This window comes from Thalassotalea euphylliae (assembly GCF_003390335.1).
Classification (GTDB): Bacteria; Pseudomonadota; Gammaproteobacteria; order Enterobacterales; family Alteromonadaceae; genus Thalassotalea_F; species Thalassotalea_F euphylliae_B.
Genome location: NZ_QUOU01000001.1, coordinates 1,392,637 through 1,407,413, shown reverse-complemented (window position 1 = coordinate 1,407,413; position 14,777 = coordinate 1,392,637). Strand labels below are relative to the sequence as shown.

General features: G+C 45.1%; 13 protein-coding genes. 6 read left to right on the top strand and 7 right to left on the bottom strand.

Annotation, left to right across the window (positions count from 1 at the left end):
• Positions 1 to 32 precede the first annotated feature (32 nt).
• Positions 33 to 1,241 (bottom strand): IS256 family transposase, encoded by a 1,209-nt coding sequence (locus DXX93_RS06260; protein WP_116007348.1) that lies wholly within the window; start codon positions 1,239 to 1,241, stop codon positions 33 to 35.
• A gap of 201 nt (positions 1,242 to 1,442) precedes the next feature.
• A complete protein-coding gene (locus tag DXX93_RS06255; RefSeq protein ID WP_181902159.1) occupies positions 1,443 to 1,985 on the bottom strand; it encodes a TetR/AcrR family transcriptional regulator in 543 nt (180 codons plus the stop codon).
• A 198-nt stretch (positions 1,986 to 2,183) separates the two neighbouring features.
• Between DXX93_RS06255 and DXX93_RS06250 the strand changes: the two genes are divergently transcribed.
• Genes DXX93_RS06250 through DXX93_RS06240 form a run of 3 tightly spaced genes read left to right on the top strand, consistent with a single transcriptional unit; the run spans position 2,184 to position 7,442 of the window.
• Complete coding sequence (locus DXX93_RS06250) at positions 2,184 to 3,407, top strand: efflux RND transporter periplasmic adaptor subunit (RefSeq protein ID WP_116007346.1); 1,224 nt, start codon at positions 2,184 to 2,186, stop codon at positions 3,405 to 3,407.
• Positions 3,407 to 6,565, top strand: a complete 3,159-nt coding sequence (locus DXX93_RS06245) for an efflux RND transporter permease subunit (protein ID WP_116007345.1) — start codon at positions 3,407 to 3,409, stop codon at positions 6,563 to 6,565. Before DXX93_RS06250 ends, DXX93_RS06245 begins: the two co-directional genes overlap by 1 nt.
• Before the next feature lie 7 nt (positions 6,566 to 6,572).
• Positions 6,573 to 7,442 carry an ABC transporter six-transmembrane domain-containing protein gene (locus DXX93_RS06240; protein WP_116007344.1) on the top strand — a complete coding sequence of 290 codons (870 nt, stop codon included), beginning with the start codon at positions 6,573 to 6,575 and terminating at the stop codon, positions 7,440 to 7,442.
• 246 nt (positions 7,443 to 7,688) lie between these two features.
• Here DXX93_RS06240 and DXX93_RS06235 read toward each other — a convergent pair whose 3' ends face one another.
• Together DXX93_RS06235 and DXX93_RS06230 are read right to left on the bottom strand one after the other, a co-directional pair.
• A complete protein-coding gene (locus DXX93_RS06235) occupies positions 7,689 to 8,288 on the bottom strand; it encodes a glutathione S-transferase family protein (protein ID WP_116007343.1) in 600 nt (199 codons plus the stop codon).
• 135 nt (positions 8,289 to 8,423) lie between these two features.
• Entirely contained in the window at positions 8,424 to 8,771 is a 348-nt protein-coding gene (locus DXX93_RS06230; protein ID WP_116007342.1) for a RidA family protein, read from the bottom strand.
• Positions 8,772 to 9,273: 502 nt separating this feature from the next.
• Here DXX93_RS06230 and acuR point away from each other — a divergent pair.
• Positions 9,274 to 9,912, top strand: a complete 639-nt coding sequence (gene acuR / locus DXX93_RS06225) for an acrylate utilization transcriptional regulator AcuR (protein ID WP_116007341.1) — start codon at positions 9,274 to 9,276, stop codon at positions 9,910 to 9,912.
• A gap of 106 nt (positions 9,913 to 10,018) precedes the next feature.
• Entirely contained in the window at positions 10,019 to 10,996 is a 978-nt protein-coding gene (gene acuI, locus DXX93_RS06220) for an acrylyl-CoA reductase (NADPH) (protein WP_116007340.1), read from the top strand.
• A gap of 70 nt (positions 10,997 to 11,066) precedes the next feature.
• Here the strand turns inward: acuI and DXX93_RS06215 are convergent, their stop codons facing one another.
• Positions 11,067 to 11,573, bottom strand: a complete 507-nt coding sequence (locus DXX93_RS06215) for a gamma-glutamylcyclotransferase family protein (protein ID WP_116007339.1) — start codon at positions 11,571 to 11,573, stop codon at positions 11,067 to 11,069.
• Between the two features lie 188 nt (positions 11,574 to 11,761).
• Between DXX93_RS06215 and DXX93_RS06210 the strand changes: the two genes are divergently transcribed.
• A complete protein-coding gene (locus tag DXX93_RS06210; protein WP_116007338.1) occupies positions 11,762 to 13,312 on the top strand; it encodes a leucyl aminopeptidase in 1,551 nt (516 codons plus the stop codon).
• A 162-nt stretch (positions 13,313 to 13,474) separates the two neighbouring features.
• On the opposite strand, the gene DXX93_RS06205 is transcribed toward DXX93_RS06210, so the two are convergent.
• Positions 13,475 to 14,041: a redoxin domain-containing protein gene (locus DXX93_RS06205; protein WP_116007337.1), complete on the bottom strand. Its 567-nt coding sequence runs from the start codon at positions 14,039 to 14,041 to the stop codon at positions 13,475 to 13,477.
• A 12-nt stretch (positions 14,042 to 14,053) separates the two neighbouring features.
• Positions 14,054 to 14,635 carry an NAD(P)H-dependent oxidoreductase gene (locus DXX93_RS06200; protein ID WP_116007336.1) on the bottom strand — a complete coding sequence of 194 codons (582 nt, stop codon included), beginning with the start codon at positions 14,633 to 14,635 and terminating at the stop codon, positions 14,054 to 14,056.
• Positions 14,636 to 14,777: the final 142 nt, after the last annotated feature.

Here is a 14,777-nt window from a genome sequence, read left to right as displayed (position 1 = left end):
ACCCTGTAACACATTTTGTGTAACTGCCAGTTTTAAATAACATCTTTTAATCGGTCTTCGAATTCGATCATAAATCGATTTAAGGCCGATTTCCAATTTCTTATCGGCATCGTCCATTTTTTAGATGCCTGCTCAATAGCTAAGTAAACCACCTTTTTCGCCGAATCGTCATGTGGGAACAGCTTACGTTTCTTAATGGCTTTACGTATAACTGAGTTCAGCGATTCAATAGCGTTGGTGGTGTAAATAGCTTTTCTGATATCTTCAGGGTAATTGAAGATGGTACTAACGTTTTGCCAGTTATTTCGCCATGAGCGAGAGATATTGGGATATTTACTGTCCCAGCGTTGCTCAAACTGCTCTAAGGCCATTAAGGCTTCATCTTCAGTTACCGATTGGTATATGCGCTTTAAATCAGCCGTGATGGCTTTGTAGTCTTTCCACGGCACAAACTTCAATGAATTACGCACCATATGAACAATACAAAGCTGAATTTGTGTGTCAGGATAAACGGTATTAATTGCATCAGGGAAACCTTTAAGGCCATCGACACAGGCGATAAGGATATCTTTGACGCCACGGTTTTGAAGCTCCGTTAATACGTTAAGCCAGAACTTCGCGCCTTCGTTTTCTGATATCCACATACCTAGAAGTTCTTTATGGCCTTCGATATTCACGCCTAAGGCTAAGTAAATGGCTTTGTTGATGACTTGCTTATCTTGGCGTATTTTTACAACCAAGCAGTCGAGATAGACGATTGGGTAAACAGCATCAAGCGGCCTGGCTTGCCACTCGACGACTTGAGCGATAACCGCATCAGTCACACGAGAAATCAGTGTTGGTGAAACATCTGCATCGTACATTTCCTTGAATGTGGACACGATTTCACGAGTCGTCATGCCTTTGGAATACAGATATAAAATCTTGTCATCCATTGACGTAAAGCGGGTTTGATTCTTTTTAACCAGTTGAGGCTCAAAACTAGAATCTCTATCACGAGGTGTATCTAAATCAATCTCGCCATCTTCTGTTCGTATAGTTTTGGGCGAATAGCCATTGCGTGAATTATCGTTGATGGATTGCTCATGACGAACATAACCAAGGTGTTCATCCAGCTCCGCATTAAGCGCAGCTTCAACCGTTACCTTGGTAAGCATTTTACGAAAGTTCGTTAAATCTGCTTCCGTTTTGATGGATTTAGCCGCTTGCTTGGCAAAGACTTCAAGTTCTTTCTTGTTCATAACTACCTATCCTAAACCCTATATGGGTATTAATAATAGGCAGTTACACAGATTTAGTTACAGAGTCACCAGAACAGTTACGACGTAAACGTAATTAAAAACTTAGTGTTTTTACCCAGTATATTAGAGGGAGCTTGTCACTTAGGTACTCGCTTACAATATCATTGAGCATTTCTCAAAGGTTACCCATAGCATTAACTATTACAAAGGCGTTACCGCTCGGCTAAAACTCTGAAAAGCCAGTGCCGCTGCTTGCTTAGCACTGGCTTGATATTCTTGCTGCTGCACCCAACCTGCATAATACAAACCTTCAATTAAGTTGAGCACCCAGCTTGTCGGCAGTGATTTTTCCAGCTGTCCGGCCTGTTTCGCTTCCTCAATTAAATCCCACAGTTCTTCATCTTGCTTGGCAATAATGTCATTCACTTGCGGAATATCGTCGGCAAAGTAATCCAGCGACATTAAAAACTGTGATTCGTCCGTTAATGGCATGGTCAGCTCAAACAGTAGCTCGAACGCATGCATAGTCGATGTCGCCAGTTGCTCAATAGGTTTGGTTGCCACCTCAAAGGCGTTTAAACAGTGCAGCGCTATGGCCTCAATTAGCGCTTCTTTGCTGCTGTACAAGCGATACAGTGTCGCTCGCCCCACGCCCGCCTCTTTGGCGACATCAGATAATGATATTTCTTTGTTTTTATTGATTAGTTTTAAACCCGCAAGCACTAAGGCCTGTTGCGACTTCACGATTCTGGCATCCACCATCATTCTTACCTTGCTGCAACCACACTCATTATCAGTCTACCTAAAAAGTTAACATGAGACAAATATGAGACAAACATGACTCATAAGTATTGACTCAAAAAATAAACATCACTATCATGAAAATATGATACACAGTCGTCTCACAAAATTCTTGTGGGATAGTATGAGATAGAAAGAAAAATGAATTCATCAGCAAGCAAGCTAGGTTTTCCTAAATCACTCGTGGTTAAATCATTAATTGCTGTTCTTGGTATTGTTCTGTTGCTTTGGCTGCTCGATGAGAGCGGCTCCGAGCTGGCGGCAGCCGAGAGCCCAGAAGCACTGCCGCAAGTGTCTGTGCTCGCCGTTAGCCCTGAACATCGCGTATCAGAAATTAAGGTCACTGGCATCGTCAAACCTCGCTGGCCGCTGACTATAGTGGCTACTGTGAATGGCCGATTAGAACAGCACTTTGAGCAGATACAGCCGGGCAGCTTTGTCAGTAAAGGGCAAATTATCGCGACTATCCAAGATATTGATTACGTCAGCGCACTAGCTGACGCCCAAGCGCGTGTTAGCCAGGCAAAGCTAAACCTTGCTCGTTACCTCAACGAGCAAAGTGTTGCTAAACAGTTAGAAGTTAACCAAGTTGGCAACGACTTTCGCTTGTTTAAACCCCATGTAAGTGCCGCAAAAGCTGAACTGGCTGCCGCAAAAGCCAGTTACCAGTCGGCACTCAAACGCGTTAACGACACAAAAATTAAAGCCCCGTTTGACGCTATCGTTTTAGCCAAGCACATTGCGCCTGCAAAGGAAATTACACAAGGCGATCAGCTTTATCAGCTCGCTTCGTCACAAGCGATAGATGTTGATGTAGCGCTTGCCGCTGATCAGTGGCAGCAAATTATCAACCGGGCAACAACGAGTGACCCGCTCCAAGCCAACGTAACTAATCATCAAGGCAACACTTGGCAAGCCGAAATACGTTTTCTATCGCCTAGCCTGACCCCGCAAACTCGCCAGCAAAGTTTACGGCTGACTATCGCTAATCCTTATCCAGAAAATCGAAACCAGCTTGCCCTCTCTCCAGCGCAGCAAGTTAGCGTCAGTTTCACAACTGCCCAGCATGCCAATACCATTATTGCGCCCGCTAGCGTGTTAACCAGAGATCAGCAGGTGTGGACGGTTCAAAATAACAAACTGGTGCTGGAAGACATCCACCTACTCAACGAAGCAGCAGGGCAAATCCTGTTTACCTTTCACAAGCAGACATTGCAGCAGCGCCAACTTGTGCGCTATCCGCTCAGTACTATGCTCTCCGGCCAAACAGTCGAGCCACTCGATGTCACAGAAGCACAAAATGTTGTCACAGCAGTACAAAATGTTGATGCACTTGCCGCCGCAAAAGTCAAAGGAGCCCTGTAATGAATGCCATCACCAAATGGTTTCTTGATAATCCAGTAGCCGCAAACTTGCTGATGGTGTTTATCTTAATTGCGGGCTATTTATCTTTCGCTGGGTTGCGGGTCGAAAGCTCCCCCCAACCGCCACCGTCACAGCTGGTTATCGAGGTCAGTTACCCCGGCGGCACAGCCCAACAAGTGGATGAAAGTATTACCCAGCGCATCGAAGACGCGATCAGCGGTATCGCCGGTATTAAATCGGTGACCAGTGCTTCTTATGCTGGCTTTGCTTCTGTTCGCGTTAAGAAAAATACAGGGGTTGAATTGAGCCAATTGTTGGAACAGGTGCGCAATCAAGTTAACGCGATTGTGGGTTTTCCTGATCGCGCGGAGCAGCCCAAAATATACACGGATGAATTTGGCAACTTAGCCTCATTTGTGATGATTTATGGCGGCGAGAACGACGCTACTCGCCAACAAGTGGCGACCTTAGTGGCCAATCACTTAAAAAAGCACCCTGCGATTTCGCAAGTCACGAATTTGGGTAAGCGCCGCAAGCAGTTGGTTATCGAACCGGATGCCGATGCTCTCAAGCAATATGGGCTTAGCTACCAAGATGTGGCCAATATTATTCATCAATGGTCGCTCAATTACCGCAGTGGCGAGCTTGATACCCAAGCTGGCAGCATCACGCTAAAAGCCGATAACTACAGCGATACCCTGCCGGCATTGGCACAAATTCCACTGTTGCCCAGTGACACGGGTATCGTCAGGCTCGCTGATATTGCCGAGATTAAACGTGACTACGAAAAAACTGACAGCTTAGTGCGCTATACCGGCAAAGCCGCCATCGCTTTAATGATTTCCACTAGTCAAAAAGACAATTTGCTAACGGTTAGCACGGCAACGCAAAGCGTGTTAGCGGATCTGCAAGGGCAATTACCGATGGGTGTTCACACCGCAGTAATGGCGGATATGGCGCCTTACATAAACGAACAGCTTGATTTACTGGGCAGTAATGCCTGGCAGGGCTTGCTGATTGTAATTGTACTGCTCGCCATATTTCTCGAACTTAGGTTGGCACTTTGGGTGGCGATGGGCATTCCCATCGCCCTTGCTGGCGCAGTTTATTTGATGGGACTGCCAGCGTTTGATTACAGCATTAATGACATTACCTTGTTCGGCATGATCTTAGTGCTTGGGATTTTGGTTGACGATGCCGTTGTCGTTGGCGAGTCGATTCATCAAGCACGCAGCCAAATCGCTGACCCCAAGCAAGCTGCCTATCAAGGCGTGAAAGCGGTTTCTGTCGCGACCAGTTTCGGCGTACTCACCACCATCGCCGCGTTTTCCCCCATGCTGTGGATCGAAAATGAATTGGCGCAAGTGCTTGCTGGATTCTCTGCCGTGGTGATTTTTGCATTAATTTTTTCCTTAATTGAAAGCAAATTTATTCTGCCAACCCATTTGGTATTGGCGAATAACAACAGCACCTTCAACCATAAATATTTGAACCAACTTAACCAGCTGCTCCAAGCTGTCAGAGGAAAATGTACGGCTGGCTTAACTTGGTTTGCCGAGCATTGTTACCAGCCCAGCTTAACTTTGGCCTTAGCGTATAAACGCACCTGTTTAGCCGTATTTATATTACTGGTGCTCGGTGCCTATGGCGCTATGTTCAAAGGGACGATTCGAACCGTGTTTTTCCCAGAAATTCCGGGGCGGTATGCCACGTTAGTGGTGGAAATGGATCAAGACGCCGCCAAGGCGCTCACCCAAGCACATATGCAAAAAATTGAACAGGCAATTACTGCGACCAACAAAGCGCTAAAACAACAATATCGCACGAATAATCCCGTTATTGAGCAGTACTTGGTGGCGATGGACGGCAATGAGCAGCTGGAGGCGACGATAGCGCTGTCGAATGAGGCACTGGCCAATGTGCCAAGCGATGAATTAATCAGCAGCTGGCAACAACACTTGGGGGTGTTAGAAGGCAGTTATGCCCAGAAATTCACCTTTGCCGAAGCACCCGCGGGTGGCACTTACCTTACCGTTAGCGCACCATCGCGAGACTTGGCGCGCCATGTCGCCAGCAAACTAAAACAGTCGCTCGCCAAGTTACCGGGCGTAAACGACATTACAGATGATGCCCAGCTTGGTCAGCAACAATTGCAAGTCACTTTAAACCAGCGAGGCATTAACTTGGGCTTAAACCAACGTCAACTGGCTCAGCTCGTTGGCGGTGCTTACGGCCATATTGAGCTGCATCGCTTACTCGATGGCGGTGAAGAAGCCATGGTGCTATTGCGATTACCAGCGCAGTCGCGACAAACCCTTCAGCAGTTAAAAAATACGCAGGTACTGGTGGATGACCAGCAATATGTCACGCTCAGTGATATCGCTGAGTTTAGTGTTAGCCGCGAGCCTGAGGTGTTACATCGCAAAAATCGCAATCAGGTAGTTTCTGTGTATTGGCGTCAAGACAAAAGTATCGCCTCGCCCCAGCAAATATGGCAACAATTACAAAGCTCAACAGTTGCCACGCTTGAAGCACAATATGCTGGCGTCAGCATCAGCGCCGCCGGTGAGTTTGAGGAAATCCTTGAAGTGCAGACAGGCTTTAAAAAAGCCATGTTACTTACCTTATTGCTGATTTATGTGCTTTTGGCGATTCCATTAAAGTCTTACTGGCAACCCTTCATCATTATGTCGGTGATTCCGTTTGGCTTTGCTGGGGCGATTTATGGTCATGGCTTGATGGGGTTATCGGTTAGCCTGCTGTCGATGTTTGGCATGATGGCGATGACGGGCGTGGTGATTAACGACTCGCTGGTACTGATCACCCGCTTTAACCAGCTACATCGCTCAGGAATGGCAATGAAAGCGGCCTTAATCACCGCAGGTAAAAGCCGCATACGCGCAATTTTTCTCACTACAGTAACAACGGTATGTGGCCTGCTGCCATTGTTAAGTGAAACCTCAGAGCAGGCGCAATACCTTAAACCTGCCGCCGTATCTCTAGTGTTTGGTGAGCTGTTTGCGACACCTATCACCCTGATATTAATTCCTGTGTTGTTAAGCTTTAGCAAAAATAAGCAACCAGATTCGGAAAAAGCGGCAATTACAACAAGCAGCCCTTCTACCCGACAAAACAACCACGAAGTAACAGCGAGTTAATTACCTGATGTCTAGCACTATGATTTCTGTTGGCAAGATTTTCAACGCCCATAAACCTGCGATTAGCCTTAATATCTTGCTATGCGTGATTGAAATTGCGCTTACCGCGCTTATTCCCTTATTTATTGGCTTTACCATTGATGGCTTGTTGGCGGGAAAAAGCCAAGAACTAATGATCTTAGTGACTATTTTGGTGTTTTTGGTAGTGGTCAGCGTGATCAGACGATTTTATGATACCCGCGCCTATGGCAAGATCCGAGTAGGGGTAATGGCCGACCTCGCCAAGCTCAACTGCCACTTACCGGTCTCAACCTTAAATGCCAGATTAGAGATGGGGCGCGAATTAGTCGACTTTCTCGAACATAAGCTACCGGAAATACTCAATGCTGGTGTGCAATTTATTGTCTCGCTTGCTGTGCTCTACTTCCTTAACCCTATGTTATCTGCCACCGCCTTTATCGCCGCCCTGTTAATGATGCTAATTTATAGCGCTTTTCATCGCGATTTTTATCAAGCTAACGGCGCTTACAATCAACAGGCAGAGCGGCAAGTCGCCATTTTGGCCGAGGGCTCGTCAGTGAATCTGCGCAACCATTTTACTCGCTTAAAAAAGCTGGAAATTAATCTTTCCGATCGCGAAGCCGTACTCTACGGCGGCGTATTTATTGTGCTACTGGCTATGGTGGTAAGCAACTTATGGTATGCAACAAGCCAGATGGCCATCACCGCTGGCACTATTTTCTCCATCGTAAGCTATTCATGGGAGTTTGTTGAAGCAGCAATAGTGCTTCCAGTTACCCTGCAAAGCTGGGCAAGGCTTTCTGAAATTACTAAGCGTATTAATTCGATAAGCAAAGGAGATTTAGACGTGGATTAGCCGCTATTGGTTTGTGCTTATGCTGACTCAGCCCCCTTTGCATGGGTGCAATAGTATTGAGAAATGTCGGAGTGGTATAATATGCAGAGATGGGAGGTTCAAAAAAGTTCGTCTGATATGGGCAAATAGCGATAATTTACTCGCTCGATCGGCGGTTTTACTTCAAACAAGGAGCAGACTTTCATCTACTTTTCTTCGAACTTCCGCTAAGTGCCAACAACGGACATTCAATGCCATAGTCTCTTGTTATGCGTTCTTCCAGCTTTGAGCAACATTAATTGCTTGTTTCAAGTTTGACCAATTTAAAAGGCTATTTTGATATAAGCCAGCTTTACCTTGAAGGTTTATTCCGTATGCTCTTAACCTGAAAGCTAGTATGCAATAAAATGCATCTACGACTCCCGCAGAGTCAAACATGTATGGTAATTGAGCTAATTCAAAGATAAATTCAATTCTAGTTAACTCATTTCTTATCCCGTCACTAAACTCTGACAGTGGAGGTACTGGATCTAATGAAAATGGACATTGTGATCTAATATTTATAAATCCAGAGTGTAGCTCTGAACACAAGCTTCGAGCTAAAGCTCGTTCAGAAGCTGATTGAGGATAGAGTGCCCCACCTGAACATTCGTTGAAATACTCTGCTATTGCCAAAGAGTCGTGTATAGCAAAAGTTCCTTCATTTAACGAAGGGACTAGACCTGTCTTAGAATACTTAAATATCTCAGACTTATAATTTGCGTTGGTTAAATCAATTACGTTAACTTCAATGTTTAATTGGGCTAATTGACTACATATCCAAGCTCTTAACGACCATGTTGAATCAGTACCAACGGTTAATTGCATCTATTTAACTCCGAACTCTAAATTGACTAAACGCATAACGCCTTAATAACAGGCTTAAAATTGTGGGCTAAACTTGACCGAAGCGAAAAGATCCCGCAGTTTTAAGTCCCAGTTAACTTGCTTGCTAGCAGTACTTTAGCGTACTGCTGTGACGGTTATTTCAATTAGCACATCACCTTCAAGGTCTACACCTAAGCAAGCTCGCTGTGGCCAATTTTGAGGGTTGTTACCGAACCAATCACACCAGACTGAGTCCATTAATTGTTTAGAGTTCATATCGGCAATATAAACTTGGGCGGATACGATTTTAGTTTTGTCGCTACCAAGCTCAAGTAGATTCTCTTGGATTGTATCTAGGGTCAATTGGGTTTGCCCCTTTATATCCAAAGACGTATCTGATGATGTAGCTACCGTCCATACTAGATCTCTATATGCGGAAGACTTATTTCGCCCTTCGTAAATTCCTCTTTTTCTCTCTATCATCGATTCAACCTTGTACTGCTCACAGTTAATTACTTAGACATCTCAGTAATATCCGCCTACGACTACCTAATTAAACTACCATAAACCTCTTTTAATTCAATTTGTTACTAAAGAAATAAAAGTTACTATTTGCCTTTATTGGGATATTACTGAGATTTCATAGTAATATCCATTTATAATTACTAGTTTTTATTCAACAATTTCATAATGTTAGCGGGAAGTGTGGTGTTATCTTAGGGATTTACTGAGAATTTTCAACAATGTCTAGGTCAATATCCGTTTCTCGCTCAATTCTGCCGTTAAACCCTAATGAAGCAGATGACCGCTTTACGCACAAGCATACTGCTAGCTAACGTGTAACAAATGACGAAAACTAGCACTTAGCGGAACAAATATTCTACATAACTTAATATGTCAATTTATTTGACTACCAATCATCATTGCAATTAATTAGACGACCGGTCTAAAATAAAAATAAGTAACCAACATTGTAAATAGCTAAATGACCAGTACTGCACAAAAGCCAAGGCGTGGGCGCCCACCGAAAGTTGCCCGCGATAATCCTGACACCAAAGCGGCTTTGATCCGCAGTGGCTTAGAGCAGCTGACTGAAACTGGGTTCGCCGCTTCTGGTATCGATCAGATCTTAAAAAAAGTGGGGGTTCCCAAAGGCTCTTTCTATCACTACTTCGCCAGTAAAGAAGCATTTGGACAAGCGGTAATGGATAGTTATGCCACCTATTTTGCGCGCAAGCTCGATCTTTATTTACTGGATGAAACTCACCCACCGTTAACCCGTATTGCCCATTTTGTGGATGATGCCAAACAAGGGATGCTGCGTTATCAATTTAAACGCGGCTGTTTAGTGGGTAATTTAGGCCAGGAAGTGGATTTATTACCCGTCAGTTACCGCCAGCAACTCATTGATATTTTCAGTCAGTGGCAAAGCAAGCTGGCAATGTGTTTAACAGCCGCACAAGCACAAGGCGAAATCGCTCAGCATCATAATTGCGAGCAGTTAGCCGAAGATTTCTGGGTTGGCTGGGAAGGTGCAGTGAGTCGCGCAAGGTTAGTAGAAAACGCTAAACCGCTCGATAACTATTTAGCCTTTTTTATCGCACGCGTTTCATCAGGCATATAGACAAATACAAATAAGCAAAAACGATTAACTCGGTGACGTTATCACAGAATAGCTTCATCACATTTTGCAAACATTAATAGACAACCGGTCTAAAAGAGGAGAAAGCATGTTTAACAGTATTGTTATTAATAAAGACGAACAGGGTTATCAGGCTCAAGTTAAGGAAGTTGACGACAGTATCTTGCCTGAGGGTGATGTCACTATTGATGTTTCTCATAGTACGCTTAACTACAAAGACGCGCTCGCCATCACAGGTAAAGCGCCAGTGGTGCGCAGCTTTCCGATGATCCCCGGCATCGATTTAGCGGGTACGGTAACCGCAAGCGATAGTGACAAATTTAAGGTTGGCGATAAAGTCTTGCTGAACGGTTTTGGTGTGGGTGAAAAGCATTGTGGTGGTCTGGCGGAAAAAGCGCGCATCAACAGTGATTGGCTGATCCCACTGCCTCAAGCTTTCTCACCGCGACAAGCCATGGCGATTGGTACTGCTGGCTATACAGCCATGTTGTGTGTGATTGCCTTGGAGAAAAATGGCGTTACCCCCGATAAAGGTGAGATTTTAGTCACCGGCGCGAACGGTGGTGTTGGCAGCTTTGCCATCGCGATTTTAGCTAAGCTTGGTTATACCGTTGTTGCCTCAACAGGTCGATTAGACCAAGCCGATTACTTAAAACAGCTAGGCGCAGCAGAAGTGATTGATCGCAATACCCTATCTGAGCCGGGCAAGCCTCTGGCGAGAGAGCGTTGGGCAGGAGCCGTTGATGCGGCAGGCAGTCATACCTTGGCGAATGTTTGTGCCAGTATGCAATATGGTGGTGTCGTTACTGCCTGTGGTTTAGCACAAGGCATGGATTTTCCAGCCTCGGTTGCCCCGTTTATTTTACGCGGCGTGGTATTAGCTGGCATTGATAGTGTGATGAGACCACTAGCGGATCGCGTCGAAGCTTGGCAGCGCTTGGCCGAGATTATCGAGCCAACAGATTTAGACGCTATTTCAACCGATATCACCTTAGCGCAAGCCATTGATACTGCTAATGACTTAATCGCAGGAAAAGTGCGTGGCCGCGTGGTGGTCAGCCTTTAACCATTTATTTAAATATTGGTTTAAAGTATTACCTTAAAATAACGCTTTAAAGTAAGGCACTGAGATGGCATCAGTAAATTGCCATCTCTTTTACTCGCCGCTCAGCATTGGTATCGTCAACAGCCTCAATTTGGTCGATTTTAGCTAAGTAATCAGCGGGTAATTTCGCTTCGCTAGCACCGTAAAAGACGTGGTGCTTGTACCAAGTAAATGGCTGGATATTCGGGGTACTATCACTGGCATAGTACAGGCTAGCTTGCTCTGCTTGGTGATTTTCATCATAAATGGTCACGTCTTTCTCAAAATAAAACACGCCCAGCCCTTCGGCCGCATCAAGAAAGTGCTTCTCACTGGGGCAATACTCAAACAGCACACCATAAACCACATCGTCTTCGCTATTGGTCAAATACGCATCGCATTTGGCAGAGCCGTCTACGCCTTTTTTGTGAAATTTAAGCGCGTGTTTGGGCAAATAATAAGTACCAATAAACCGTGCGCTCGGCACTCGTTGTTGTAACCGAGGCACAGACATATTCGAGCCATAAGCAAAATACTTCAATAATGCACTATCCTTCATAACACTCTCTTTTAAATTTTTAGGGCTTCTTTTTATTGATTTCATAGACTGTGCCGTCACCAGCAAGCAGCGACAAGTCGACAGTCAACTTTGGAGGATGATCTTATCTTCCAATAAATGCGTAGCGCCCAACAAGTAAAAGCTAACAACTTACAACACTTAAACCTACGAAAACAGAGCGAAACAAGATGAACAGAGTAATAAAATTATGGCTGATTTTGCTAGCTTGGCTGGCAAGCTCACAAGTATTTGCCCAAACCCTTTCTCAAACTGGGGTTGAATTTTCAACCTTGGATCTAAGTCAGCATAAACGCCTTGTGTTGTTTATTGATAACACCGAAACGCTGACGGGAGTTGCCGCGCAAATTAATCAAACGTCGCAAGGCCAGCTACTGGCCGCTATCGCCAATAGTGATGCTTCGAGCAAATTTGGCAGTACACAAATATTTTACGGCATAGCGCCATTTGCGCAAATATCTGTCGTTGGTCAAGGCGAAAAGCCGTTGACACAAGCGCAACTGCAAGAGCTTGGCGGTTATGCGATGGCGAGTATTCCCGCCAACCTGCAAGCGCAAGCGACCATAGTCACAGATGCCCTCAATACCCAAGTCGCAACGCCAGAAGCTTGGATAGCCATGGGAGCGAGCCTGCGTGACTACCATTTTGATAAATACAAAAAGCCATCGTCTAAAACCCAGCCAAGTGATCTTGTTATTCAATCAAGCAATATTGAGGCGGCTAATGCCAAGTTTAATAACGACTTAAAACATATGGTTGAAGGTATTTACCTTACCCGTGATTTGGCCTCTGAGCCGGGTAAAACCATGTACCCCGAAAGTTTTGTTAACCAAGTGAAGCGAGCCTTTAAAGGGGTGAAAAATGTTGATATCGACGTATTGAAAGTGCGTGATATGAAAAAACGCAATATGGGCGCGCTTTTAGGGGTGGGTCAAGGCTCAGTGCACGACCCTCGGCTACTGGTTATTAGCTATAAAGGTGCCAACAAACAAGCGCCAATCGCCCTAGTCGGTAAAGGTATTACGTTTGATACAGGTGGTATTAGCCTTAAACAAAACAAAGGTATGTGGGCAATGAAGTCTGATATGGCGGGGGCTGCCGCTGTTGCAGGCACTATGCTCGCCACGGCCAAGCGCGGTGAAAAAGTGAACCTTGTTGGCGTGATGCCATTGGCAGAAAATATGCCATCAGGTGATGCCATTCGCCCAGGTGATGTGCTAACCACAATGCAAGGCACGACCATTGAGATTATTTCCACGGATGCGGAAGGCCGCTTAATTTTGGCTGATGCGGTGCGCTACGCACAAGAGGAATACAAACCGCGCATGTTAGTCAACATCGCCACGCTGACTGGCTCAGCAGTAAGGGCGCTAAGCGATGAATACGCCGCCCTTGTCACTCGCGATTGGGCGCTGACCGAACAAATGATGGCAATTGGCAGCACCAGTGGCGAAAATGTGTGGCCACTGCCCCTTCACCCTAATCATTTTGACCAGATAAAATCGGATATTGCCGATATTAAAAATTCAGGTGCCGGTAATCCCGGCGCCAGTATTGGCGCTGCCGTGGTTGCCACTTTTATTGATAAAGACTTACCTTGGGTACATTTAGATATTGCCGGCGTTGATTGGCTAGACGCCGATATCGCCATTGCGCCCAAAGGTTCTCAAGGCTGGGGCGTGCGTTTTATGGATCAACTGGTGCGAGAAAACCTGCAATAAACCTTCACCTTTAACTTTACCTTTGACCTTCATAATCAAAAAGCCGCTTCTCTAATTTACTAGTCAGAAAGCGGCTTCTTTTTTTCACTTGCATCAGTGCGTGTTAGTGCGTGTGTTAGCTCTACAGGAATCTAAGTAGATTAGCCTCTTAAATGCCCACCTCTAACGGTGCATACCACGAATGGGGTAATCATTGTCTGGGTTTTTAATCCAAGCTAAACCATTCACTAACGTGCCAAGCTCAGGGCGCACAAAGGGATTATTCGAAATATCCACGACATGTAACTTACCCTCGCCATTGACGACAAATAAGCCCGGCTCAGCAAACGGATGGTCAGTTTCTTCTGGCGAGCGCGGATCTGAAATATACACACCTAGCTGCTGCATTTGTTCGACAGTTAAGCCGTAGGCAATTGGGAAGCTAATGTCTAATTGCTCCATATGCGCTTCTAGCTGTGCTTTCGAGTCGCCAGAAACCGCCAAAACTTCAACGTCAATTTCTGCTAACGGCGCTAGGTACTGCTCCAACGCATTTAGGTACTTGGTACATAATGGGCAGTGTTTACCGCGATACACTAACACCAATTGCCAGCCATTTGGTTTATTTGCATTGGCAGCAATAGATGCATTAACAGCCTTACCCAATATTTGTTGCTCGCCTGAGCGCATCGTGACAGATATTTCAGGAAACTCACTACCCGGATGCAGTTTATTGGTCGTATTCGTCATATCTTTTCTCGCTTAAAAGTGTTGGTTAATATGCGCTTCAAAACGTTTAAACTCGTTCTCGATATCCGCATTTTTCATGACATCAAAACACACAAAGGTGTCCATCGCCGTCATTCCGAAGAACTTAAAGTTCATATGCATAGGGAAGAACAAATCGTCAACGCTCTTGCCTTCAAAAAAGTCTAGCTGGTCATTAAAAGATTCTGCTGGTGCGTTAAACGTCAATGACAGCATATATTTCGTGCCCGCTAATGTACCGCCTGTTCCATAGTTACTTTTCGGCGCATCTTCAGTGCGACCATCGCCATTGCATAAGGCGCCGCCCATGCCCGCGGTATACACTTCATCCATATATTTTTTAAATGACCAAGGTACGCCCATCCAGTTCACCGGCGCTTGCAATAAAACAATATCTGCCCACTGATGATGTGCCAATTCTTGTTCAATATCGAAGGCTTCGCCAATGCTAATCACACGAATTTCGTGGCCTTTTTCGGCCAGTTGTGTGGCAGCTTTATCAACCAAGGCGGCATTTAGCTTGCCTTCAGAAAAAGGATAATAGTGGTGGGCGTTAATAATTAATACATTGCTCATAAGAAAATCTCGTTAATATGCGCTAGCGATCACTTGAGATGTAAATATGCTAAAAGCTAGGCTACAGATGAAAAATAAAATACAGCATCATCGCTGACTCAAACTTGTGGTTTATTTTAGTAACCTATAAACTTTATTCAAT